The organism is Sphingopyxis sp. A083 (assembly GCF_001468495.1).
In the GTDB taxonomy this organism is placed as follows: Bacteria; Pseudomonadota; Alphaproteobacteria; order Sphingomonadales; family Sphingomonadaceae; genus Sphingopyxis; species Sphingopyxis terrae.
The window spans coordinates 19967-45708 of record NZ_LNSK01000012.1 but is presented as its reverse complement, the minus strand read 5'-3'; the positions used below and the strand labels follow the sequence as shown (position 1 = coordinate 45708).

The window sequence follows — 25742 nt, the reverse complement described above, 5'->3', positions numbered from 1 at the left end:
GACCTGCTACGTCGCCCGGCGGCTACACGGCCACCAAGCTTATGGGAAAGATGCTAATCGCGCCGCCGCGCGATGGCAAGCGGCCTCGTCACGGCGCGAAGGGCCGCGCGCACCGGCGCGCGGCCCCGCCGTCCTATGCCGTCAAAGCTGCCCGTGGCAGTGCTTGTACTTGCGGCCCGAACCACAGGGGCACGGCGCGTTGCGGCTGATCTCCAGCGCCGCATAGGGATTTTCGCCTTCGGGAAGATCGGGGCGCGGCACCTGCATCGGCGGCAGCGTGTCGGCGATCACGCCCAGCGAGCCGCCGTCGATATCGGCGCTGTTGTCCTCGCCCGTGAAGGGATCGATGTGCGTGGTCAGGAAGTCCGGCAGATCGGGCAGCGGCATCGGTTCGGGTTCCTGGAACTGGAAATCGATCCGCGCCACGGTGCGCGTCACATCCTCGCGGATATTCTGCAGCATCCGTTCGAACAGCCCGAAAGCCTCGGCCTTATATTCGTTGATCGGCTGCTTTTGCGCATAGGCGCGCAGGAAGATCGCCTGCCGCAATGCGTCGAGCGTCGCGAGATGGTCCTTCCAATGATGGTCGAGCGTCTGGAGCAGGATCGACTTTTCGATACCGCGCCAGCTTTCCTGGTCGACTTGCGCCGCCTTTTCGGCGGCGGCCGCGTCGGCCATCTGCTGGATGCGCTCCTCGAAGATTTCGGCATCGACCGCATCTTCCTGCATCCATTCATCGAACGGCGGGCTGAGGTCGAGGATGTTCGCCACCCGCTCCTTCATCGCCTCGATGTCCCATTGCTCGGGATAGCTGCCCGGCGGGCACGCATCGGCGACGATCGCATTGACCGTTTCGGCACGCATCGCCGTCATCGCGTCATCGACCGTTTCGCTGTCGATGATCTCGCCGCGCTGTTCGTAGATCACCTTGCGCTGGTCGTTCATGACGTTGTCATATTCGACGACCTGCTTGCGGATGTCGTAGTTGCGCGCCTCGACCTTCTTCTGCGCGGTCTCGATCGCCTTCGACAGCCACTTCGATCCGATCGCTTCGCCATCCTCGAGATTCTTGTTCATCATCTTGGCGAACAGCGTGTCGGGACCGAAGATGCGAAGCAGATCGTCGTCGAGGCAGAGGTAGAATTTCGACAGGCCGGGGTCGCCCTGACGGCCAGAACGGCCACGCAGCTGGTTGTCGATGCGGCGGCTTTCGTGGCGCTCGGTGGCGAGCACGAACAACCCGCCGGCGGCCTTCACCGCCTCTCGCTCGGCGGCGACTTCCTCGCGGATTCGTGCCTCGGCGGCGTCGCGTTCGGCGCCTTCGGGCATGTCCTTCAGCTCGTCCTCGATGCGGAATTCTTCGCTGCCGCCGAGTTTGATGTCGGTGCCGCGGCCCGCCATGTTCGTCGCGATCGTCACCGCGCCGGCGCGGCCGGCCTGCGCGACGATATGCGCTTCGCTTTCATGGAAGCGCGCGTTGAGGACGCTGTGCGGCACGCCTTCCTTTTCGAGATAGGAGGACAGAAGCTCGGACTTCTCGATCGACACCGTGCCGACCAGCACCGGCTGGCCGCGCTCGTTCGCATCGCGGATCGTGCGTGCGATCGCGCCGAACTTGTCGGTGATATTCTTGTAGAATTCATCTTCCTCATCGATGCGCGCGATCGGGCGGTTCGTCGGGATGGTGACGACGTTCATCTTGTAGATTTCGAAGAATTCGGCCGCCTCGGTCGCCGCGGTGCCGGTCATCCCGCTCAGCTTGGGATACATGCGGAAATAATTCTGGAAGGTGATCGAGGCGAGCGTCTGGTTTTCGGGCTCGATATTCACGCCCTCTTTCGCCTCGACCGCCTGGTGCAGGCCGTCGGACCAGCGGCGGCCATCCATCATGCGGCCGGTGAATTCGTCGATGATGACGACCTTGCCGTCCTTGACGATATAGTCGGTGTCGCGGCGGAACATCACGATGGCTTTCAGGGCCTGGTTGACGTGATGGACGACCTGCGTGTTCTCGATGTCGTAGAGGTTGCTGCCCTGGAGCAGCCCGGCGTTTTCGAGCAATCGCTCGACATGCTCGGTGCCTTCTTCGGTCAGGCTGATCGACTTCGCCTTTTCGTCCTTCTCATAATCCTCTTCGCCGAGCTGGAGGACCACTTCGTTGACGCGGATATAGAGTTCGGATTTGTCGTCGGTCGGGCCGGAGATGATCAGCGGCGTACGCGCTTCGTCGATCAGGATCGAATCGACCTCATCGACGATGCCGAAATTGAACGGGCGGTGGACCATCTGGCCGCGGTCATATTTCATGTTGTCGCGCAGATAATCGAAACCCAGCTCGTTGTTCGTCGCATAGGTGATGTCGCTGTTATAGGCGGCGCGGCGTTCGGTTTCGTTGAGGTTGGGAACGATGATCCCGGTCGTCAGCCCCAGAAAGCCATAAACGGTGCCCATCCATTCGGCGTCGCGGCGGGCGAGATAGTCGTTCACGGTGACGACGTGAACGCCCTTGCTCTCGAGCGCATTCAGATAGCAGGGCAAAGTCGCCATCAGCGTCTTGCCTTCGCCCGTCGCCATTTCGGCGATTTCGCCGCGGTGGAGGACGATGCCGCCAATCATCTGCACGTCGAAATGGCGCATGCCAAGCGTGCGCTTTGCCGCTTCGCGAACCGTCGCAAAGGCTTCGGGCAGGATGTCGTCGAGCGTTTCGCCGGCATCCAGCCGGGCGCGGAACTTCGGAGTCTGCGCCTTCAGTTCCTCGTCGCTCTTCGCTTCCATTTCGGGCTCGAAGGCGTTGATCTTGGCGACGGTCTTGCGGATCGAATTGACGTAGCGGTCGTTGGACGAGCCGAACAGGCTCTTGGCAATGCTGCCGAACATGGCGGATTTCCTTGGATTATCGAAAAGGGTGGCGGACGCGCCGCACGAATATGCAGAAAAAGGCCCCGATCATTCGGAGCCTGGCCCGTCAGGGCAATGCCGAAAGGCTATTCGAGCGCGCGGTCGCTGCCGGTGAGGAGGCCGGGAAGATGCGGCGGGGCCGCCTTGCGCGGCTTGCCGCTGCCGCCGCTCGTCGTGCGGCGAGTCGGGGTAGCGGTGGTTGGTCGGCGTTCGCTATCGCTCGCCTCGGCCTTGTTCGCGCTTTCGGCGAGCAGGACCAGCGACCCCATTGCCACGGGCGTGGCAGGCGCCGCCATCGCCCGGTCCGCGGTCGCGAAGCCGGTGAGCAGCGCCAAAAGGGTCAGCAATAACCGCAAGAATCGCCCCTATTCCAATCCAACGCGCCGCATATAGCGCGCTGGTGCATGAACATAGGGTGAAAGGAGGCGGACGTCCAGAGGCGGCGCAACGACGTGCGACGCCCTCACGCGCCGCCCGATGGGCAATCCGCGACCACCGGCCCCTTCGTCTTGGCCTTCAGATCGATCGAATCGACGCGCATCGTGATGTGGCTGGACCGGAAAAATTCGGGCGAGGTTTCGCAGAAGCCCGTGACTAGGGCATCGGAAACCTGCTGCGGCGTTGCGTCGGCCCGCCATCCGTCGGGTCCGGTCACGGTAATCACCAGCGTATTGTCCTCGGCATCCACCGCCCGAATCTGGATACCGCCCTCGAACACCATCCCGACCGTCGAGCGCATGGCTTCGACATAGTCGCCGATCGTCGGCGCAGCTTTCGGGGTTTGCGCGGTTGCGGCCGCCGGGATCGAAACGACGGCCAGCGCGGCGGCCAAAAACAGCTTGTTCATCGTCTGATACTCCCCTGCGACCTGCCTTGCTCCATATCGCCGCGCGCATCGCTGTCAAAGCCCGTTTGCTTCGCGCGCCCGCGATTGCGCTTGACGGGCGCGTCAACTTCGCCTGTTCTCTACTGACAAACATGTCAGGGAGGACGGGATGGCACGGAAGGCGATATTCATCACCGGCGGCGGATCGGGCATCGGCCGCGCCACCGCGCAATATTTCGCAGCACAGGGCTGGTTCGTCGGGATCGCCGACGTCAACAAGCAGGGCATCGACGAAACCGCCGCGCTGCTTCCCGAAGGCGCCTCGTCGCGCCACGTCATGGACGTACGCGACCGCGACCAATGGAAAGCTGCCCTTGCCGAATTCGCAGCCGCCAGCGGCGGTCGCCTCGACGTCTTGTTCAACAACGCCGGTATCGGATCGGGCGGCCAGTTCCTCGACATGCCGCCCGAAGAGGCGGACCGGCTGATTGCGATCAATTTCGGCGGCGTCGTCAACGGCATCTACATGGCGATGCCGTTGCTGCGCGCGACCCCCGGATCGGCGATCCTCAACACCGGATCGGCGTCGGGCTTCTATGGCGTCGCCGGGCTTGCCGTCTATTCGGCGACGAAGTTCGCGGTGCGCGGGCTGACCGAGGGGCTGGAGATCGAGTTCGCCAAATACGGGATCAAGGTTCGCTCGCTGATGCCCGGCTTCATCGACACGCCTTTGCTCGATCAGGTCAGCGCCGACAGCAACGAGCCGGCCCGCGACCGCCTGTCGGCGAGCGGTTTCGAAATCTCGCCGGTGCAAGATGTCGCAAAGGCAGCGTGGGATGCCGTTCACGGCGACCGCGTGCATGTCCCCGTCGGCAAGATGGCGCGCCGCCTCGGTCGCCTCGCGCGCTTCTTCCCCGGCCTGATCGCCAAGCAATCGAAAAAGATCGACGGCCTCGGCGGCGCCGCGGCGCATTGACGCGCCGGTCGGGCGCGAAAGACGGTGTGCGCTACAGATTCAGAAACCTGCGGGAATTGCCGCTGAATATCTTGGCCTTCTGCACGCCCGACAGGCCGCTGTGATCGCGAACGAGCTGGCCGATGTCCTGCTCGCCGAGCGGAAACGGATGGTCCGAACCGAGCAGGATACGGTCTTCGCCCATTACTTCGGCGAGCAGGGTCAGCGCGTGCGGATCGAACACCGCTGAATCGACGAAAAAGCGATCGACATAGGTCGAGGGCGGGTTCGGGCAATCGACACGGACGATGTCCCGATATTTCCAGGCATTTTCGACGCGGCCGAGCAGAAAGGCGAAGCTGCCGCCGCCGTGACCGAAACAGATGCGCAGGCTTTTCGGCAGGCGTTCGAAGGCGCCCGACAGGATCAGCGACAGGATCGAAAGCTGCGTCTCGGCGGGCATCGCGACGAGCCAGGGCAGCATATATTTGGGCATGCGTTCGCGTGCCATCATGTCCCACGGGTGGACGAGTACCGCCGCGCCCACTTCGGCGCAGTGGGTGAGAAAGGTCAAAATGCCTTCATCGTCGAGGTTGCGCAGCCCCATGTGATTGCCGATCTGGACGCCGAGGTGGCCGCATTCCATCGCGCGGCTGACCTCGGCGCACGAGCGGTCGATATCCTGCAACGGCACCTGCGCCAGAGCCTTCATCCGATGCGGCGCGTGGCCGCAAAATTCGAGCGCCGCGTCATTGAAGCGCTGCGCACATTCGAGCGCCTGCCCGGCGGGGCGACTATAGCCGAACATGATCGGCGTCGCGCAGATGATTTGCAGGTCGATCCCCTGCTGGTCGAGCGCTTCGACGCGGCGCGCGGGATTCCACAATATATCGTCGACGGGGCGGAACATCTTGGCGCCCGACATGATGAAGCCGCTGCCGTCGCCGTCATCGCGCAGCCACGGCAGACCGTCGGCTTCGGCGCGGGCGCGATAGGCGGCATCCATCGCCGGAAAGAAGTGGCTGTGCATGTCGATCACGGCCGCCCGTTGCGCTGGATTGTCCATCATAATTGTCGCCGCACCCTTGTTCTTCAAACACCCCGCGGGTCGCCGAAGCGCGCGGGCCATGCGGTTGAGTAACGACGGGTAGCTATCAACAATAATCCCCAGACTTGCCCTCGCTATTACAAAATGGCTATATCCTGTCCGAACCGGGTGGGAGATACATCATGCCAAAATTTCACGAGAATTTCCTGCTCGGACGCCTGAAGCTGCGTCAGTTGCGGCTGCTGACCGCCATCGCCGACGAAGGCACGGTGCTGAAGGGTTCGCAGGCGCTCAACATCGCCCAGCCCGCGGCCACGAAGAGCATCAAGGAGTTGGAGGACGCCTTGGGCGTCCAGCTCTTCGAGCGCTCGTCGCGCGGCGTCACCCCGACCGATTTCGGTGCGGTCATGATCAAGCATGGGAAGCTGATCCTTGCGCAGCTTCGCCATGCCGGCGAGGAATTGCAATCGCTGGAAGAAGGTCTGTCGGGGCGGATCCATGTCGGCACATTGCTTGCGGCATCGACATCGCTGCTGCCGCGCGCGCTGGCGCGACTGCGCGAGCGGCGTCCCGGGATCGCGGTGACGGTCGCCGAAGGCACGATCGACCGGTTGATGCCCGGCCTGCGCACCGGTGACATCGACGTCGTGCTCGGCCGCCTGCCCGAATATCGCGAGCGCGAGGGCCTGAAGCAGGATGTGCTGTACCTCGACACCGTGTCGATCATGGTGCGCGCCGGCCATCCGCTGACGCAGCGTGACGCGCTGACGCTCGCCGACCTGGTCGATCAGGCGTGGGTGATGCCGCCGACGCAGACATCGCTGCGCCGCCAGATCGACCAGGCCTTTCGCCACGAAGATCTGGAACCGCCGCTCGACGTGATCGAATCGGTATCTATCCTTACCAATCACGCCCTGCTGATGAGCACCGACATGGTGGCGGCGATGCCGCATCAGGTCGGGATCGGTCAGGCGGGTCTCGTCGCGCTGCCCGTGACACTCGAAGGCGCCAGTTCGCGGATCGGCGCGACGACGCATGCCAATGTCGAACTGTCGGCGGCCGCCGCCTATTTCATGGACGTCGTCCACGAGGTCGCCGCGGAGATCCGCAGCGAACTGGGGCAGGATCAGCCGGCTTCCGCCGAGGGCGACACGCGCCGCCAGACGAAATAGGAAGCAGCGATCAGCACTAGCCACGGGCCACCCGCAAAGACGGCGACCTGCCAGTCGGCATCGACCGCCATCGTCACACCGATCGCCCCCAGCAGCGCCAGCCCCAGAAGCTGGGCATAAGGGAAGAAGGGCATCTGCACCGGCAGATCGGCGCCGCGATGGCGCCGCCGAAAACGCAGGTGACTGACGAGGATTGCACCCCAGACCAGCAGACCGCCGAACAGCACGATCCCGAAAAGATAATTATAGGCGAGCGGGGTGAGGATCGACAGCGAGGCGGCGAGGAGGATGCCGACGCCGGTGACGATCGTTGCGCGCATCGGGACATGCTGCGCATTCAGTTCACCCAGCTTTCGCGGTGCATAGCCGCCGCGCGCGAGCGAAAAGAGCATGCGCGATCCCAGATAGATGCTGGTGTTCATCGCCGACAGCGCCGCGGTCGCGACGACGAAGTTCATGATGCCGGCGGCATAGGGGATCCCCGCACTGGCGAACATCTTCACGAACGGGCTTTCGGTAACGACCTTCGCGCCCGATTCGGTCCACGGCATAAAGGCGACGATGATGAACAAAGCCAGGATGTAGAAGAGGAACAGCCGCGCCGCCATCGTGCGCAGCGCCGCCGGTATCGCCTCTTTCGGGTCTTTCGCCTCGCTCGCGGTGCCGACGACGAACTCCAGCCCCATGAACGAAAACAGCGCCATCAGCACCGCCATCCAGACACCCGAAAAGCCGTTGGGCAGGAAACCGCCAGCGAGCCCCGTGACATTGTGCAGCCCGACCGGATCGCCGACGATACCGAAGATGCGGCTGAGGCCCACGATGATGAAGCCGACGATCGCCGACACCTTGATGACGGTCAGCCAATATTCGACCGACCCGAAATTATGCACCGCGCGCGTATTGACCCAGACGACCGTCGCCGCGCTGCCCAGCGCCCACATCCACACCGGCGTATCGGGGAACCACCATCCCATATAGATGCCGACCGCAACCGCCTCGCTGCCGATCAGCAGCACCTGCTGGATCCAGTAGGTATAGCGCACGATGAATCCCATCATCGGGCCAAGGTAGATTTCGGCATAGGTACCGAACGAACCCGCCGTAGGATGGACGACCGCCATCTCCGACAGGCTGAACACCATGATGACCGCGACCAGTGCCGCGATCAGATAGCTAATCAGGACGCCCGGCCCGGCGTAGCCGATCGCGATGCCCGATCCCATGAACAGGCCGGTGCCGATCGCCCCGCCAAGGCCGATCATGATGATCTGCGCCTTGCTGAGTCCGCGCTCGAGCCCCGCCTCGCGGTCGAGATAGGCCTGTTCGTCCATCGTCATTCCCCCTGCCCTCGCGCTCAGGTCACCGCGTCGCGGATTTGATGTTCGGGTCGTTTCCATATCCCCTCATCCATGATCGTCACCAGCCGATCGACCGCATCCCAGACATCGGCATAGCCGACATAGAGCGGCGTGAAGCCGAAACGCACCGTATCGGGCGCGCGGAAATCGCCGATCACGCCCGCTGCGATCAGCGCGCGCATGATCGGATAGCCGTCAGCGTGAGCAAAGGACACCTGACTGCCGCGCGCCGTCGCCTCGCGCGGCGATGCAAGGGTGAAGCCATGGCCGGCGCAACGTTCATCGACGAGCCGGATGAACAGGTCGGTCAGCGCCATCGATTTGGCGCGGATCGCGCCCATGTCGGCGGCGCGATGGATGTCCAGACCGACTTCGACCAGCGCCATCGACAGGATCGGCTGCGTGCCGATCAGGAACTGGCGAATGTCGCGCTGCGGCCGATAGCCGGGCTCGAAAGCGAAGGGCGCGGCATGACCCCACCAGCCGGTCACGGGCTGCAGCGCCTGACCCTGGTGCCGCTTTGCCGCGAACAGGAAGGCGGGTGAGCCCGGACCGCCGTTCAGATATTTATAGGTGCAGCCGACCGCGAAATCGACGCCCGCGCCACACAGGTCGACCGGCATCGCGCCCGCGCTGTGGCACAAATCCCAGATCGCGAGCGCCCCCGCCGCCTGCGCGCGCGCGGTGATCGCGGCCATGTCGTGGATATGCCCGGTCTTGTAATGGACGTGGGTGATCGCGACCGCGATCGTGTCCTCGTCGATCGCATCCGCGATCTCGTCCTTTTCGCAGAGCCGCACCTCCACGCGCCCGCCGGTCGCGGCGGCAACGCCCTGGGCAATGTAATTGTTGGTCGGGAAATTGCTGCCTTCGAGGATCAAGACCTTGCGGTCCGGGCGGAGCGCGACCGCCGCCGACAGCACCTTGAACAGATTCTGGCTTGTCGAATCGCAGACGATGACCTCGCCGTCCCCCGCACCGATCAGCGGGGCAAGCTTGTCGCCGAGGCGCACCGGCAGGTCGAACCAGCCCGCGCTGTTCCAGCTCTTGATCAGGTCGGCGCCCCATTCGCGGGTCACCACGTCGTGCGCGCGCGCCGCCGCGCCCTTCGGCATCGCGCCCAGCGAATTGCCGTCGAGATAGATCATCCCCGTCGGGATATCGAAGCGATCGCGCAAGGGGGCGAGCGGATCGGCGGCGTCCATCGCCGCACAGGCGGCGCGATCGAGACTATCAAGCGTCATGGTAGCAAATCACCTTCGTCTGCGACATTTCGCGCGCCGCAAAGCGCACCCCCTCGCGCCCCATATTCCCGCGTCCGGCACCGCCGAACGGCATGGCATCGAGGCGGTAGTCGGTCGAATCATTGATCATCACCCCTGCCGCACGCAGGCGCCGCGCCGCGTGGCGGGCGGTGCGGTGCGATTCGGTGAAGATCGCCGCGTGGATCGCGTAGTCGGCGCCGTTCGCGGCGTCGATGGCTTCGTCCAGATCGGCGAAGCGAAACAGGCTCGCGATGGGACCGAAGGCTTCATGACAGGCCACCGGCGCGTCGCCCGGAACATCGGCAAGCAGCGTCGGCCGGACCAGCGCCCCGGCCCGCTCACCGCCCGTAAGCAGGGTCGCGCCGCGCGCGACCGCATCGTCGACCCAGGCGATGACGCGCGCCGCCTCGTCACCGCCGATCATCGGCCCGACGTCTGTTGCCGGGTCCAGCGGATCGCCGACGCGCAATGCTTCGGTCGCGGCGACGAGCGCGGCCTGAAAGACGTCATGGATCGCATCATGGACATAGATTCGCTGCACCCCGACGCAATTCTGCCCCGCCGCGCCAAAAGCGCCCGCCGCGCAGGCGGCCGCAGCCCTCCCGACATCGGCATCGTCCATCACGATCACCGGACCGTTGCCGCCAAGTTCCATCGCCAGCCGCTTGATCCCGGCCGCGCGGCAGATCGCCTGCGCCACCTTTGCTCCACCGGTAAAGCTGACCATCGCCACATCGGCGTGCCCGGTCAGCGCGTCGCCAAAATCGCCGCCGCGCCCGGTGAGCAGGTTGAGCGCTTCGCCGGGCAGGCCAGCGGCGAGCAGCAGGCGGGCGAGCCGGATCGCGACGAGCGGCGCCTGCTCCGCGGGCTTGAGCACAACCGCGTTGCCCGCGGCGAAGGCGGGACCGAGCTTGTGACAGACAAGGTTGAGCGGATCGTTGAACGGTGTGATCGCGGCGACCACCCCGACAGGTTCGAGGACATAGTGGCCCGACCGCGCTTCGCCGCCGGGAAAGCTGTCAAAGGCAAGCGTCTCGCCCGCAAGCCGCACCGCCTCTTCGCCCGACAATCGCAGCGTGTTGACCGCGCGCGCCACTTCGCGCCCGGCGGCGCGGATCGGCTTGCCCGTTTCCGCCGTGATCGCGGCGGCGAAGCTTTCGGCTTCCGCCTCGAGAGCGGCGGCAGCGGCATGGAGGATGCGCGACCGCGCACCGCTCGACAGATCGCGCATCGCCTCGGCACCGCGCAGCGCGCTCGCCACCGCGCGCGCGACGTGCGAAGGATCGGCGCAGGCGACCGCGCCGAGTGCCTCGCTCGACCACGGGTTGGTCACCGGCATCACCTGCTCCGCCGCTTCCCAGCGGCCGCCGATCAGCAGCGACCGTTCGCTGCCCAAGGCGGCGTGCATCATGGCTTATCCTTGCGCAGCACCAGATCGTCATATTCGCGGCTGTCGAGCAGGGCCTCGACGATCACCGGCCCGTCCGCGGCAAAGCCCGCAACGAGTGCCGCCCGAAATTCCGCCGGATCGCGCGCGACCGTTACCGGCACACCGAACAGCGACGGGCCGCCGATCGTTCCCTCGGCGCGCACCGGGGTGCCATAGATGGGATTGGATTTCTTTTCCTGCTTGATGCGGATCAGCGCGAGGTCGTTGTCGGTGAAGATCACGATCACCAGCGGCAGCTTTTCGCGCACCGCGGTCGCCAGTTCGCCCGCGGTCATCAGGAAGCCGCCGTCACCGAGCACGCAGCATACCGGCGTATCGGGGCGACAGAGCTTCGCAGCAATTGCTGCGGGAAGACCGAAACCCATCGCCGACCAGCCGTTGGTCATGATCTGCGTACCGGGCTTCGGCGTGCGCCAGTGCTGGCCGATCAGATGCGTGTGCGCGCCGACATCGCACGTCATGATGCCATTGTCAGGCAGCACGTCGCGCAGCACGTCGAGGGCCGCGCAAGGCCCGAAGGCGCCGTCCCGCCCCGCAAGCTTCGCGAACATCGCAGCCTTGCGTGCCGCGAGCCCGGCGAGATCCCAACGCTTGCTGGCAGCGGGCAGCGCCAGCAGCGCGTCGAGCGCCGGCGCGATCGCTCCGACGACCTCGGCGGCGACCGGATGCTTGTCGCGGTCGATATCGATGGGCGCGACGTCGACGCTGGCGAGCGCCAGCCCGTCCTTCATCCAGCTTTCGTAATTGAACTCGATCGGGTCGTAACCGATCGCGACGACCAGATCGGCCTCGGCATGGGTCTGTCCGACCATATCGGAGAGCGCATGGAAGAGCACCCCGGCGTAATTCGGATGATCCTCGGCGATCATGCCCTTCGCCATCGGGGTGAGCAGCACCGGCAAGCCGAAGCGCTCGGCGAGCGCGGCGATGCGGTCCTGCACCCCGGCATGAACGGCACCGAGACCGATTGCGAGGACAGGCCGTTCGGCGGCGGCAAAGGCGGCGACCAGCGCGGCGGTCGCGGCGGGGTCGGGCATCGGCAGCGGGTCGGCCTCGACCGCACCGATCGCCTGCGCTTCGACGGCTTCGGCGCTCATTCCCTGCGGCAGGCCGACATGCACTGCGCCGGGGCGCCCCGACAGCGCGATACGCGCCGCTTCGGCCAGCGTGTCGGTCGCGCTGTCCGCCGCGATCCGCATCGTCGCCTTGGTCAGCGGCGCGAACAGCGCCTGATGGTCGATCCCCATCTGGACCGTGCGGCCGCGCAGCGGTGCCGGCATCTCGTCGGTCAGCGCGAGCATAGGCGATCGGTCGAGCGTCGCGCCGCCGACGCCGGTCGCAAGATTGGTCGCGCCGGGACCGAAGGTGCCGAAGCACACTCCCGGAACGCCGGTCAGTCGCCCGCAGACGTCGGCCATGAAGCCCGCCCCGCCTTCGTGGCTGGCCAGCACGAAATCGATACCGTCGGTCGTGCGGATCGCTTCCATATAATCGACCCAGCCGCCGCTCGGCACGCCGAAGATATGGCGGACGCCCAGATCGCGCAGCCCCGTTACGACGTTACGGGCGACTGTGGTCGATGTCATGTGCGATCCTTCATCCGAGAGCCAGTTTCGCGACCGGCCTAGGCGCCGAAGCCATACACAAAAAATACCGAATGGCCGCCATGATATATCGATGCGGTTATAGGAAGCGGTTGGCTATGGTCCCGATGCCGTCGACACCGCCTTCGACGACATCGCCCGCGACGATACGGCCTACCCCCGCGGGCGTGCCGGTGTAGATCAGGTCGCCGGGTCGCAGTTCGACATAGGCCGACAGTTCGGCAATGATGTCGGCTACCGGCCAGATCATGTCGGTGATGTCGCCCTCCTGCCGCGACTCGCCATTGACCGACAGCCAGATCCGCGCGCTGGCCGGATGACCGACCGCGGCCACGGGGCGAATCGGCGACAGCACGGCGCTATGGTCGAAGCCCTTCGCCATGTCCCACGGCCGCCCGCCGGCCTTTGCGTCGGCTTGCAAATCGCGGCGCGTCAGGTCGTTGCCGACGGCATAGCCGAAGACGTGCGACAGAGCGTCAGCCGCCGCGATATTCGCACCGCCTTTGCCCAGCGCTACCACCAGCTCGATCTCGTGATGCAGATTGTCGGTGCGCGGCGGCATCGCGATGTCGGCGGTCGCTCCGACGAGCGCGTCGGCGGGCTTCGAAAAGAAGAAGGGTGGCTCACGCGTCGGATCGCCGCCCATTTCGCGCGCATGATCGGCGTAATTCTTGCCGACGCAAAAAATACGGCGAACCGGAAAGCGATCGGCGCTGCCGGCAATCTCGGCAGTAGGTGCGGCAACGGCAAATGGCAGGGTCATGAAAAGGGCGTCCTCGATGTCAGGAAGACGGATAGAGCGCCGCGCGACACTTGCCGAGGTCGGCGCCCGCAAGGCCGCCTTCCCTCACCGCATTCCACGGGCTGCCCATCTTGTCTTCGGGGCGATACCAGAAGCCATAGAGCTTGCCGTTCGCCGCGACCAGCGTCGCCGCGCCAATGCTGCCCTCTGCCTTCGAATACCAGGCAAGCCGCATGATGCGCCCGAATACCGTCCCGCGCAGCGTGCCGAGCCCGTCGTTGTAGCAACCGAATATCTCATTGCCCTGCTGCCGCAACAGGATCGGGCCATATTCGTGCGAATAGACGCCGCTCGCATCGGCATCGGCAACCGCCGCGTCGCCGCGGCGATCGAGCGTGCCGAGCACGGCAAGATCGGAAAGCCGCGTCGGCCCGCGGCCCTTCCAATTGCTGTCGATGCGCAGTCGGAGCCAGCGTGCCGATGCGGCCGTCGGCAGTTTCACGACGGTTCGCGCATCCGCTTTCGCTTCTCCCTCGACCAGCATTTCATAGGGTCCCTCCGGCCCCTTGTTCGAGCCGAGCAGCGCGAAGCGCCGGACCGGCGACCCTTCGGCGGTCTGCGACATCGATCCATCCTCACGCACCACCGGCTCGAACCGGTTATCGAGCGCGACGGCATCGATCTTTGCGGTGCCAGTCAGCTCGAAATTCAGCGCGTGCGGCAGCGTGATGCCCTTGTCCGACAGCCAGCCATAGGCAGGCCCACCGTCGACAAGGTTGATCGCCCAGGTCGACCAGTGGCGCTTCGCCTCGCCCGCATCCGCTTCGGCAATGCCGCCCCAGCTGATGTGCAGGATATTGTCGCCCGCGGGTTCGGCGGGAGCCTGCGGCGCCTGTTTACCGGGCGTGTTCGAGCATCCGGCAAGGAGCAAGGCCCCCGCCAGCGCCATTGTGGCTGTGCGCATCCGTTTGTCCTTCTAAAACATTTCTTCCGTCATCCCGGCGAAGGCCGGGATCCCGACCTCGCGCCTCACCGCCGCGGCGAGACCCCGGCCTTCGCCGGGGTGACGAACAACTTTCTATTTCCGCTCGGGCCAGATTTTTTTCGGCGCGCCGAGGTTCGGCTTGCCGAGCAGCGGGCTCGAGAGCGCGTAGACGCCGTTCACCGAAAAGGCCCAGATGATGTTGCGGTCATATTCGGTGTAGACCGCGAACGTGGAATTGCCGAACGTATAGTCTGGCATTTCCTTTTCGTTGGCGAAGCGCGGAACGAAATAGCCCGCGATCGTCGGCTTTGCCGGGTCCTTGACGTCGAAAATCTGGATGCCGGCGTTGTAAAAGGCATAGATGGCAAGGCCCTGCCGGCCGCGCTGGGGCTGGGTCAGCCCGCCCGACCGTTTCGGTCCGAAACTGCCGCGCCGCTGGCAAAAATCGGTAAAAGAGGCCTCGGGCGGCGGTGTCGGGCGCGGGAAAGTCGCCGCGACCTTCGGATGCGCGGGATCGCGCACGTCGATCGAATAGATCGGCTTGAACGGCTCGTAACAGCTTTCGTTCATCGGATAGCCGTTGGAAAAAACGAAGCCGGTGCGGTCATATTGGCTGACATCGACATTGTCGAACTCGGTCCCCGCATAGCTCGGCGGCACCGAAAGATGGCCGAGCGTCTTCGGGTTCGCCGGATCGCTGAGGTCGAAGCTGTAGAAGCCGAGGCCGCCCATGCCGCCGAAGCCGATCTTGCCACCCGCCTCGACCGGCTTCGACGTCACGATCGGATAGCGCGAACCCATCCAGCTCGTCCGGTTGCCCGCGCGCGGATTGGCGCGGTACGCCGCTTCGCTTTCGGGATCGCCGAGACGCTGGCCGGGGACGGTGATCTGCGAAACGAACTTCGGATCGGCCGGGTCCTCCATGTCCCAGACCTGATAGCCGGGCGAATAGAGATAGTCGGGATATTCGGTGAGTGAATAGCTGTCGTCGGGCGCCGACGAGAGTAGCATATACTTGCCCCCGAACCAGGTCGCCGCGTCGAGTGCGCCCGATCCCTGCTGTTCGCCCACGGGCGCATCGGGATGCTTGTAGTCGGTGGTCCGCGTCGCGATCAGGTCCCATTTGTCGGGTGTCGGCCCGTTCATAACAAAGACTTTGAAACCCTTGAGCGAATTATAGTGCCGCTGCGCGGCGACCTTGTCGGGCTCGCGGCGCTTGTCCTCCATCAGGCCGAAACGACCGATCTCGTAGGAGGCGACCAGGACATTGCGTTGCAGCTTCTTGCTCCAAGCCACCGTGACGCCGCCGAAATAATCGGTGACCGCCGACGGATCCCACGCCTCGCTCGACCCCTTGGCGCTCCATACGCCGCCCTTCGACCAGACAATCTTCGCCTTGCGCGGATCGGTAACGTCAAGAATGCGCAGATAGTCGCGGTCGTGGGTGTAAAGATAACGGCGCCCGGAAAAATCGACGACGTTCGCCCACGCATGCCAGGGTGAGGTCACCGTAGGATAGAAGGCGATGACCTTCACATTCTTGGCATAGCTGTTCTGGTCCCAATGATCGAGCTGCCCCGGAAAGGACGGCGGGTCATTGGTCAATCGGGTCGCAATGGGATGCCGGAAGCTGCCGTCGGGATTCATGCCATAATCGACGCCCGGCACCGGATCCTTGGGAGGATTGTCGGGCGTCACCGCAATCCAGGCTTTCAGCCAGGGATCGCGAACGTCGATCGGCGCGTCGGCATGACTGCCGCTCCAGTCAGCCGCCATAGGCGCGGTCGCGCTGAGCAGAGCGGCGACAGCCAGACTGGTCCCCGCCATGATCTTGATACCGCGCTTCATTACGATTCCTCCTTCTCGTTGACCCACATCGTCATTGCGAGCGAAGCGAAGCAATCCAGGGCGGCTTACGCGAACTCTGGCTTGCCGCGTCGCTTCGCTCCTCGCAATGACGATCGTTGTTGTCCTCATCGACCCTAGAAGCGGAACCGCGCGGTCACACCGTAGGTGCGCGGCGGGATGTAGGTCGAATAGATGGTTCCGAACAGTTCGAGCTTGCTGGTGAAGTTAAGCTCGTTGGTCAGATTTTTCGCCCACGCCGTCACTTCCCATTTGTCGTCGGCATCGCGCAGACCGATCCGTGCATTGAGCAGGATTTCGGAGTCGAACTTCAGGATGGGCGTGTTCGGATTGTCGAAGAAATTGGCGCCGGTATATTGGAAATCGCTGCCCAGGACGAGCACCAGATTGTCGGCGATCGGCTGGTCGAGATTGGCGGCGACATTGAAGGCGTGTTTGGGCGTACGGCGGCACGTATTGCCGTCGAGATCGGTTCCCTCGTCGTCGATGATCAGTTCACCGGTGAAGTTGCAGCGCGAATAGGCATAATTGCCCGACAGGGTGAAGGCGTCGGTGATGCGCGCCTGGAAATCGAGCTCCAGGCCGTAGGCGCGCGTACCATTCTTCGCATTGAAGACGAAATTGTCGGGCGGCATTCCCGGCCCGGGTGACAGGAACTGGTTGGTCTGCAGATTGTCATAGTTGGTATAATAGGCCGCCGCATTGACGAACAGGCGCCGATTGGCGAGCGCAAGCTTTGCGCCGACTTCGAAGCTGTTGGCGGTTTCAGGGTCGAACGACACCAGCGCCTCGGCGGGCGTGTTCGCATCCTCGCCGGTCCAACCGCCGGGCTTGTAGCCCTTGGCATAGCGGGCGTAGAGGGTAACATCGTCGCTCGGTTCGAAACGCAGCGTCGCACTCGGCAACCAGGCATCCCAGCTGCGCGTTTCGCCGACCACGAAATTGACCGCCTCACCCTCGAACGACACGCCGGAGCGGTTGTTCGAATAGCGTTTGTGGTCATAGGCGTAGCGCAGTCCGGCGTCGAAAGTCAGCTTGTCGGTGATGCTGTAGCTGAGCTCGCCGAAGACGCCGACATTGTCGTTGCGCGAGGTGGTGACGGTGTGGTTCGATCCCGGTGACGGCGTCGCGGGGGTGCCGCCATAGGCCATGGCGAAGGCGAATTCCTCAATCGCCTGATAGTCGGGGAAGAGGAAGTTCACATCCTCGGCGCGGCGGATATTCTCGTGCAGATAATAGGCGCCACCTTCGATACGGAGCGGGCCGCCATTATCCCAGCGCAGGCGCAGTTCCTGCGAGAATTGCGTCACATCCTCGCCCTTGCCGCTGTCGAAATAGCTGTCGGGAACGGTGGCCAGATAAGTGTCGAGCCCGGCGACCATCGCCGAGGTGATGTCGGGCGCGTTGGTCGCGGGATCGATCGGGAAGTTGAAAAGCATCCCCGACCCGTCTTCGCGCGCCGTCAGCGAGCTGTCGCGATAGACGGTCTGCGAAGTGACGCTGAGCCCGCCGCCGGCCTGCCAGTCGATCGTACCGCTGACCCCGTACATGTCGCTGTTCTGGAAACCCGTGAAATTATGATTTCCCGACCGCGGATCGGCGCTCTTGAAGGGCGCGTTGCGGTTCGGCAGCACGAAGCCCGGCAGGCTATCGATCGTCGGCGCATAATAGCCGAGATAGGTCACTTCCTCGCTGTCGCCCGGAATGAGGATATCGACCCAGCGCGCCCCGTCGCGGTGGCGGGTGTAGTCGGCAGCCAGATTGACGTCGAGCGATGGCGTCGGTCGCCAGCGAAGCTGGGCACGCACCGACTGCATATTCTGGTCTTCCTCGTCGCCGCCGCGCAGATTCTTCGCATAACCGTCATGGCTGCGCGAACTGGCGACAAGACCCAGGCTCAACGTGTCGGACACCGGCCCGCGCACCGATCCGGCGACGTCGAGCCGGTTGTAATTGCCATAGGTCGCCTCGAACCGTCCCTCGAACGTATCGCCGGGCTTCTTGGTCACATAATTGATCAGGCCGCCGACGACGCTCTTGCCGAAGCGCAACGCCTGCGGTCCCTTCAGCACCTCGACGCGTTCAAGGTCATAGAGGTCGAGCAGCGATCCCGTACCGCGCGACAGATAGGCGCCGTCGACGAAAATGCCGACCGCCGCATCGGCGCCCGCGCCCTGAATATCGGAGCCGATGCCGCGAATGAAGAGTTCGGTATCGACCGCGCGCTCGGCGCTGAGCTTCAGGCCCGGAACGCGGTAAGCGACTTCGGAGAAATCCTTGATTCCAGCGCGTTCGAGCGCCGCGCTGCTGAACGCCTGAACCGAGATCGGCACATCCTGCAGGCTCTCCTCGCGCTTGCGCGCCGTCACCACGATCTCGTCACCCGGTGCCGCGGCCGCAGCCTCGTCGGGTGCCGATTGCGCAAATGCCGTCGCCGGCGTCAATTGTGCCGCCGCGGTTGCCAGAAGCGCCCAGCGCAGATTCCCCCTAGATCCCATTTTCTACCTCCCGAGCAGCCATGCGCCTTTGCCTTCAAATGCGGCACTGTCGACACTGGCCTTGTTGATCGCCGGGTATGGATAGGTCGCCACAATATATCGATATAATAGATTATGCACGCATCACTATTCCAAAATGGCCATATCGCGAGCGACACTTGTTGCGCCGATCACCCGCCGCCGCCGACGACACGACCGCCCGCGCCCGAAGATGCCATTTTTTGAAAGACATAAGCCCGACGCCGACCTTCACGCCCGTGCGAAAGCCGCATGTTATGCAGTTCAACGCCTGCGCTGGGATGCGCTCGAGCGGGCGGACACCCGTGAAAATGCCGTAAGGGACTTGGTGCACCCGACATGAAAGCGATGGGCTCTCAGATCATTGGGAAATTCACGTTAGAAGAGCGGCTTGACGGCCGCCTTCTAATGAATAGAACAGCCCCTAACATAGAATGCGCTCGATGCCGAGGCGTTGGTGTCCTAGTCCGTTGATTGCAGATCGCGCGAAAGCCCACAATTAATCGGTCCGCCATTCCCTACATCGGCAATGATTGCCCATTGCCGACCGAAACAAAATAATCTGCGCATTTGATTTCGTCCATTATGGCATCATTTTTTCCGATTCACGAGAGTCCGGGGACCACGCAGTCTTTATCAGGCATCGGTAAAGCCCTAACTATTGCACACGCGTGGGTAGAATCGCGGCGATAGCGGGGTGGGGCATGACGAATAACAGGGTGGGCGAAGCGCCTAGGATTCGATTTCTAGCCGATCAGCCGGCCGAAGAGGATGCCTTTGGGTCGCACTCGCGAGTTGCAGGTGCTATTGCGCGCGTTGTCCGCGAGGCTGCCAATATCAATGTAATTGGCCTTCTTGGCGGATGGGGCAGCGGCAAAAGCACGGTCGTCCAAAAATTACGGGCCGACCTCGAACCGCGCGCGGGTGAAGGCCCCCTCCATGTGTTCTCCTACGACGCTTGGTTACATCAAAATGATCCGCCGCGCCGCGCCTTCCTTGAAGAGCTAATTGCCGACCTCGACACGATTCCGGGGCTGATCGAGCGCCGCTATTGGAACGATCGGCTCGCCGAGCTTTCAGGTCGATCGGAGAAAACCGAGACCGACACGACGCGCCATCTCTCGCCCACCGGGAAATGGTTGTTCGCGTCCCTCGGCCTCGTCCCCATCGGACTGGCACTCCTCGATTTCGAATTGGTCAAAAGCGCGTTCGCCGATCCGCCGGTGGCAATGGCGTGGAAGCTTCTGCTACTCGCCGTCGCGTGCGTCGCAGCGCCAATACTGGTGGCAATCTTCTTCTACGTCCTTTGGCGTCCGTGGCTGCAAAGCTTTAAGTCGGACGACGGACGCTGGTTCATCCTGCGCTGCCGGTTCTGGAGGCGCCATCGCACACCGCACGAATCAGAGTCGATCCTATCGCTGTTTACCAACCACTCGGTGGAAAACGCCGTCAATGTGACCAAGATCAGTCCCGACCCCACGGCGATCGAGTTTCGCGAAGCCTTCAACGAGCTGCTCGCGGCATGCAAATCGGCCGATCGCCGTCTCGTGGTTATCGTCGATAATCTCGACCGTCTCGGCGAAGACGAGGCGATGCAGCTCTGGGGAACGATCCGCAGCCTATTTCTCGGCAACAACGCCGCGTTTGAAACGCGCGGGCTTCACGCGCCGACTGTGATTCTGCCCATCGACAGCGCCGCGATCGAGCGCATGATCGCAAAATCGCATGTAAAGGAGGCCGAAGACCTTGCTGAAGCCTTCATAGACAAGACTTTCGACATCACTTTCCAAGTTAGCGAGCCCGTGCGGTCGGACTGGCGCGAATTCCTGAGTGCGAGAATGCGCGAGGCGCTCGACACGCTGGCGACCGACCCCAATATTTACTGGACGATCAAATTTGTCGAGCGCGCGAATGCGCGGCCGCGCGGTGGCTCGGAAGAAGTCGTCCGGGGCGTTGCCGCGTCCCGTCGTATGACGCCGCGCAAGATAATTAAATATGTGAATCTGATCGCGGGGATCGCGGTCCAGTGGCCCGCGTCCCATATTCATCTCCTTTCCATGAGCCTGTTCGCGGCGCATCGCGATGAAATTGCGCGTGATCCGGTGGCGTTCATAAAAAGAGATTTTCCAGAACTCGACGCGCTGGGCATCGAGTGGCAGCGCCAACTGCTCGCCATTCATTTCGGCGTCGAGCCTGCCAAGGCTTTTCAGGCAGCGCTCGGAGATCCATTGGTTGCAGCGATACATTCGCTCGATCAGGAGGAATTTGACACGCTGGTCACCAGTCCGGGCGCGCAGGCTGTCGCGGAGGAAATCATGCTCGATCCGCCGCGCGATTCGGGCGGGTCTGCACTCGACGGGACCTATATCGCCAATGCGGCGATGCTGTTGGCCCGGAGCCCGGTCGCCAGTGATTATTGGGCGGCCGACACGCTCGCGCAACTGCAGACCCTGTGGCCCCAGGCGTTACCGGTCGCGCAATGGCGTCAGGACTTTCCGGCTGTCTTTGCAGCCCTTACTCCGGCGGCGGGGAGCGGCAATGCTTTCCTATTGAGTGCCGCAGCGCAGCTTCAACAGGCGATCGGCGCGACCCCGATCTACCCTGATCGAGCGCGCGAGTTCGGTGAAGCCATGGAGGCGTTAGCAGCATCCGCCGAGCTAATCGGTCGCCCGATGCCCGAGGTCCAGCTTTCGACGGAGGGCCATGAATTTTTTCAGTTGGTCGTCGCGCTCCCAGCTGAGCTGCGACCCAGCATTCGCAGCGAGTTTGGCGCCGCTTCGATCGCGGAGTGGATCACCAAGGGCCTTCAAGCGGAATATTTGGCAGCCGACATGCCGGTCATAGTTGCGGTGCTCGCGGCACCTGATACGATCCGTATGAATGGCGATGAGCAGATCGATTGGCAAGGGGTGGCCAATCTCGCCTGCTCAATCCTGGAGCAGAACTCCCTCGAGTATTATTCGTGTATTCCCTCGGTTGAGATATTGGGTCTTCTATACCAGGCAGCGGCGGAAAGTTCCGCGCTCGTTCAGCGAGCGTTCGATGGCGGTGCCTTTGCGCGGCTCCTCGGTGAGGCCAATGAGCAAGGAAATGCCCCTGCGATGGGGCGCATTTTGGGCCTCATGCTATTGCGCGGAAGCGATTTCGGCCCGCCCGATGGCGACGCTTGGGACGAGATCATTGCGCGCTTTCCGAGCCTTCTCAACGAGCTGGACGAGGCACTCGCGCGCTATCTCGGCGAGCCGCCGCTGGACTGGCTTATCGATGATCGCGATGGCTGGCCATCGCTCGGTCCGCTGATCGACGCTCTTGTTCGTTTCGATATCGAAAAGGCGGGAAGCGGCGGTTTTACCACGGCATGGATTCTTGCCAATGCCGAAAACCTACACGCGCTGGTAGGCTCCGAAATGCTGCCGCGCGCAGTCGCAGACGCAGCACGGCGGCCAGGCTTCTGGCAAGAATTCGGCAAGCTCGACCTGGGTCCCAACTATCTTCTTCTGGCCCCGATCCTCGCGCAGATCGATGCGGTCGACCGCACGCGACTAAGGTCGGCGATAATGGCGCGGCTCATGGCGGTCGATGCCGACGGCTGGGCGACAGGTGTGCGCGAGCGCTCGGCTCCGGTCGGTCTCGCGCTGTTCTTTCGCTCGACTTTCGACGAGACGGTCGAGGTGGGCGAACCCCTTCACGACGCGCTGGATGAAGCAGTCGCCACGCTTTCTGGCATCAATGCCGACTGGTTCGCGCTCGGCGAATTTCTAACTCCCGGCCAGCGCAGCATGTTACTTCGCCGCCTTCGCGATCGCCTCCTTTCGGGGGATGAGATCGCTGGTCTTGGCTCTATCCTCGACGCGGGCGGCAGCGAGTTACTCAAGCTTGGCGCATTCGGTGAAGAGCCCGACAAGCTAGTTCGTTATATACTGATCCGCCTGCTCGATGACCCCAATGGCAGGCGCTGGATCGACGCGCACGCCACGATCCTCGCGCCGATCGTTGCCGCCGCACCGCCGGCGACGCGGAGCGCGCTCATCGAGCGAATTGAGGCAGAGGCTGCGGTCGAAGAGATGGCGAGCGAGATCGCGGCGCTGCGGGGACGGCTAGGAATTGGCGGCGGCGGGAACCAGCATCGCTGACGGTGCGACCTAGTTTCACGGCTTCTCGCTGCCGGTGCCATCGAAGGACGATTATGTATAAACCCAGACTCGGCTTGCCGACATCGCCGAAGTGCGCGAACAGATTAATGGACATCAAGGCAACTTGCCGAGAGGCGCCGCCGGCTCTGGACGCACCTCTGGCAGATTCTTGAAGACTTAGAGGCAGAATAACCCATGCTCACCGGCACCATTCGCAGCCAGATCGACAAGCTGCGTGACTCCCTTTGGTCAGGCGGTGTGTCCAACCCGCTGACCGGCGTCGAACAAATCACTTACCTGCTCTTCGCTAAGCGCATCGACGAGATCCAGACCCGTGAGGAAGCCAAGGCGACGCAGCTCAAACGTCCGCTCGCCCGCCGCGTATTTCCTGAAGGGAAAGACGAGCTCGGCACCCCCGGCTTCCCTGATGGCTGTCCCTATGAACTGATGCGCTGGTCGCGGTTCAAGAACGAGCCGCCAGAGCGCATGTATGAGATCGTCGCCGATCACGTGATGCCGTTTCTGCGCACGCTGGGCGGCTCCGAAAGCGTGATGGCCCATCACATGAAAGGCGCGCGGCTGGCCTTCACCAAGCCCGCACTGCTCGATAAATTGGTGCAAGGGCTTGACGAGATTCCGATGGACGATCGGGACACCAAGGGCGACGTCTACGAATATTTGCTCTCCATGATTTCCAGCGCGGGGGAGAACGGGCAGTTTCGAACGCCGCGGCACATCATCGACCTGATGGTGAGACTGATGAACCCCGGACCCGACGATACGGTCTGCGACCCAGCGGCGGGCACAGCAGGATTTCTGATGATGGCGGCTGAACACGTCCGCCGCGAACATCCAGGCGTCTTCTACGATGCCGACAGCCGCAAGCATTTCGAAAGCGCCGCCTTCACCGGCTATGATTTCGATGAGACAATGCTGCGCATCGGCGCGATGAACATGATGCTCCACGGGATCGAGGAACCGCGCATCTTCTATCGCGACAGCCTGGCCGAAGGTGGTGGCGATGAGGTTGGCCACTATTCGATGATCTTGGCCAACCCGCCGTTCGCTGGCAGTCTGGATAATGAAAGCTGTTCGAAAGACCTGCTAAAGGTCGTCAAGACGAAGAAGACGGAGCTGCTGTTCCTCGCCCTGTTCTTGCGCATGCTGCAGACGGGCGGGCGCGCGGCGGTGATCGTGCCCGACGGCGTGCTGTTCGGATCGTCCAAGGCGCACAAGGGGCTGCGCCAGGCCTTGGTGGACGAACATCGGCTGGAGGCGGTCATCTCGCTGCCCTCGGGCGTGTTCCGGCCCTATGCGGGCGTGTCCACGGGGGTTCTGGTGTTCACCAAGACCGGGCGCGGCGGCACCGACAAGGTCTGGTATTACGACATGGCTGCCGATGGCTGGAGCCTTGACGACAAGCGCAACCCGCTACTGGACGAGAGCCTGCTCGGCCCTGCACCCACGCGCGCGTTGTCCGAGGAAGAACACGCGAAGAACAACCTGCCCGACCTGCTCGCCCGCTGGGCGAACCGCGCCGGCGCCGAGTGCGAAAACCCGCGCACCGCGCAGAGCTTCTGCGTTGCGCGCGAGGACATCGTGGCGGCAGGCTATGACCTCTCGATCAACCGCTACAAGGAAGTGGTGCATGCCGAGGTGGAGCACGCCGCCCCCGCCGACATCATCCGCGAACTTCGCGCGTTGGAGGACGAGATCGCCAAGGGGCTGACGGCGCTCGAGGGGATGCTAGCGTGAGCATTGCTAAATTAGTGCCAATTGCTGAGTTTTGCCAAACTGGCAGCGGGACCACTCCTTCTCGCAAGAAGCAGGATGCCTATTACGGAGGCAGTGTTCCCTGGGTGAAGTCCGGCGAACTGCGCGAAACGCTGATCACAACGACGGAAGAAAGCGTAACCGAGCAAGCTTTGCGCGAAACGTCTCTGCGGCTCGCCCCAAAAGGCGCGCTGTTGGTGGCGATGTATGGCGCGACGGTTGGCCGAGTTGCCCGACTAGGTATTACTGCAACAACTAACCAAGCGGTCTGCCACATAGTTCCCGATCCAAAGCGGGCCGACGAGCAATACCTGTTTCACGCATTGAAGGCCAAAGCGCCAGAATTAATTGGTCGAGGCGTCGGTGGCGCTCAGCCGAACATTAGCCAAGGCACAATCAAAGACACAGCGATCTTTCTTCCACCCGTGCCGGAGCAGCGGCGAATTGCGGCGATCCTGGATCAGGCGGACGCGCTGCGCCGCCTGCGCCGCCAATCTCTCTCCCGCCTCTCCGACCTCGGGCAGGCTAAATTCGATGAGGCGTTTGGCAAAGTTCAGGGAACGGTGCCGTTGGAGGATGCCGTAAAGGACACGCTCATTGGACTTGTCCGGGATGCAGAAGAGTTCGGCAACGAATTTGCGTACCCATATGTGAGAATGGATGCCATCACGCGAAACGGCCAGTTCGTGCCCGCACTCGTTCAAAAAACCGACGCGGACCGCTTGGAATTGGAACGTTACGCACTGGTCGATGGGGACCTGCTTTTCAACACTCGCAACTCTCGTGATCTTGTGGGGAAGACGGCAATTTTTCGCGGAATGCCGGGCGCGGTTTTCAATAATAACATCATGCGAATTCGTTTTAATCAAAAATGGGACCCCGTTTTCGTGGAAGCATATTTCAGGTCACGAGCAGGTGCGCGTGAATTGGAAAAGCGCAAGAGCGGCACAACCAGCGTTTGGGCGGTCTATTGGTCCAAGCTCAAATCCTTCCCGCTCCCGGAGGTTGAATACGAAACGCAGCTTGAATTCCGTCGGTTTATTGAAGCAACTTGGATTCAGGAAGAAAGCCTCAAGGTCGAGCAATCTAAATATGAATCCCTTTTCGCCTCCCTCCAACATCGCGCCTTTCGCGGGGAACTCTGACGT

Annotated in this window: 17 protein-coding genes; 5 read left to right on the top strand and 12 right to left on the bottom strand. The window is 63.1% G+C overall.

Annotated elements, in window-relative coordinates; genetic code table 11:
- Nucleotides 1–141: 141 nt before the first annotated feature.
- The 3 genes from secA to ATE59_RS15505 form a co-directional block, all read right to left on the bottom strand.
- Nucleotides 142–2877, bottom strand: coding sequence for a preprotein translocase subunit SecA (secA, locus tag ATE59_RS15515; protein WP_003052744.1), 2736 nt, complete (start codon nt 2875–2877; stop codon nt 142–144).
- Between the two features lie 107 nt (nt 2878–2984).
- The gene (locus ATE59_RS15510; RefSeq protein ID WP_120694221.1) at nt 2985–3254 is read right to left on the bottom strand and encodes a hypothetical protein; all 270 of its coding nucleotides are present in this window, start codon (nt 3252–3254) and stop codon (nt 2985–2987) included.
- Nucleotides 3255–3361: 107 nt separating this feature from the next.
- A complete protein-coding gene (locus ATE59_RS15505; protein WP_058813206.1) occupies nt 3362–3745 on the bottom strand; it encodes a hypothetical protein in 384 nt (127 codons plus the stop codon).
- A gap of 148 nt (nt 3746–3893) precedes the next feature.
- On the opposite strand from ATE59_RS15505, the gene ATE59_RS15500 reads away from it, so the two are divergent.
- Complete coding sequence (locus tag ATE59_RS15500) at nt 3894–4700, top strand: SDR family oxidoreductase (protein ID WP_003052734.1); 807 nt, start codon at nt 3894–3896, stop codon at nt 4698–4700.
- Between the two features lie 31 nt (nt 4701–4731).
- Here ATE59_RS15500 and ATE59_RS15495 read toward each other — a convergent pair whose 3' ends face one another.
- The gene (locus tag ATE59_RS15495) at nt 4732–5748 is read right to left on the bottom strand and encodes an amidohydrolase family protein (protein ID WP_231737448.1); all 1017 of its coding nucleotides are present in this window, start codon (nt 5746–5748) and stop codon (nt 4732–4734) included.
- 161 nt (nt 5749–5909) lie between these two features.
- Here ATE59_RS15495 and ATE59_RS15490 point away from each other — a divergent pair, with 161 nt between their 5' ends.
- Nucleotides 5910–6899, top strand: a complete 990-nt coding sequence (locus ATE59_RS15490; protein WP_058813204.1) for a LysR family transcriptional regulator — start codon at nt 5910–5912, stop codon at nt 6897–6899.
- On the opposite strand, the gene ATE59_RS15485 is transcribed toward ATE59_RS15490, so the two are convergent.
- The 8 genes from ATE59_RS15485 to ATE59_RS15450 all read right to left on the bottom strand — a co-directional run bounded on the left by ATE59_RS15485 (nt 6854) and on the right by ATE59_RS15450 (nt 18670).
- Nucleotides 6854–8239, bottom strand: a complete 1386-nt coding sequence (locus tag ATE59_RS15485) for an amino acid permease (RefSeq protein WP_156416815.1) — start codon at nt 8237–8239, stop codon at nt 6854–6856. The two genes, ATE59_RS15490 and ATE59_RS15485, sit on opposite strands and share 46 nt — an antisense overlap.
- A 17-nt stretch (nt 8240–8256) precedes the next feature.
- Nucleotides 8257–9504, bottom strand: a complete 1248-nt coding sequence (gene kynU / locus ATE59_RS15480; protein WP_058813203.1) for a kynureninase — start codon at nt 9502–9504, stop codon at nt 8257–8259.
- Nucleotides 9494–10936: an aldehyde dehydrogenase family protein gene (locus tag ATE59_RS15475; protein WP_231737446.1), complete on the bottom strand. Its 1443-nt coding sequence runs from the start codon at nt 10934–10936 to the stop codon at nt 9494–9496. Before ATE59_RS15475 ends, kynU begins: the two co-directional genes overlap by 11 nt.
- On the bottom strand, nt 10933–12561 hold the full coding sequence (locus tag ATE59_RS15470; RefSeq protein WP_058813202.1) for a thiamine pyrophosphate-binding protein: 1629 nt from the start codon (nt 12559–12561) through the stop codon (nt 10933–10935). The genes ATE59_RS15475 and ATE59_RS15470 overlap by 4 nt, the downstream gene beginning before the upstream one ends.
- 97 nt (nt 12562–12658) lie before the next feature.
- The gene (locus tag ATE59_RS15465; RefSeq protein ID WP_058813201.1) at nt 12659–13342 is read right to left on the bottom strand and encodes a fumarylacetoacetate hydrolase family protein; all 684 of its coding nucleotides are present in this window, start codon (nt 13340–13342) and stop codon (nt 12659–12661) included.
- A gap of 19 nt (nt 13343–13361) precedes the next feature.
- The gene (locus tag ATE59_RS15460) at nt 13362–14285 is read right to left on the bottom strand and encodes a hypothetical protein (RefSeq protein WP_156416814.1); all 924 of its coding nucleotides are present in this window, start codon (nt 14283–14285) and stop codon (nt 13362–13364) included.
- Nucleotides 14286–14399: 114 nt separating this feature from the next.
- The gene (locus tag ATE59_RS15455) at nt 14400–16154 is read right to left on the bottom strand and encodes a hypothetical protein (RefSeq protein ID WP_058813199.1); all 1755 of its coding nucleotides are present in this window, start codon (nt 16152–16154) and stop codon (nt 14400–14402) included.
- Nucleotides 16155–16288: 134 nt separating this feature from the next.
- The gene (locus ATE59_RS15450) at nt 16289–18670 is read right to left on the bottom strand and encodes a TonB-dependent receptor (RefSeq protein WP_082657455.1); all 2382 of its coding nucleotides are present in this window, start codon (nt 18668–18670) and stop codon (nt 16289–16291) included.
- A 722-nt stretch (nt 18671–19392) separates the two neighbouring features.
- Between ATE59_RS15450 and ATE59_RS15445 the strand changes: the two genes are divergently transcribed.
- From ATE59_RS15445 to ATE59_RS17665, 3 genes are all read left to right on the top strand, one after another.
- Complete coding sequence (locus ATE59_RS15445; protein WP_082657454.1) at nt 19393–22821, top strand: P-loop NTPase fold protein; 3429 nt, start codon at nt 19393–19395, stop codon at nt 22819–22821.
- Nucleotides 22822–23016: 195 nt separating this feature from the next.
- Entirely contained in the window at nt 23017–24576 is a 1560-nt protein-coding gene (locus ATE59_RS15440; protein WP_058813196.1) for a type I restriction-modification system subunit M, read from the top strand.
- The gene (locus ATE59_RS17665) at nt 24573–25739 is read left to right on the top strand and encodes a restriction endonuclease subunit S (protein ID WP_082657453.1); all 1167 of its coding nucleotides are present in this window, start codon (nt 24573–24575) and stop codon (nt 25737–25739) included. Before ATE59_RS15440 ends, ATE59_RS17665 begins: the two co-directional genes overlap by 4 nt.
- Nucleotides 25740–25742: the final 3 nt, after the last annotated feature.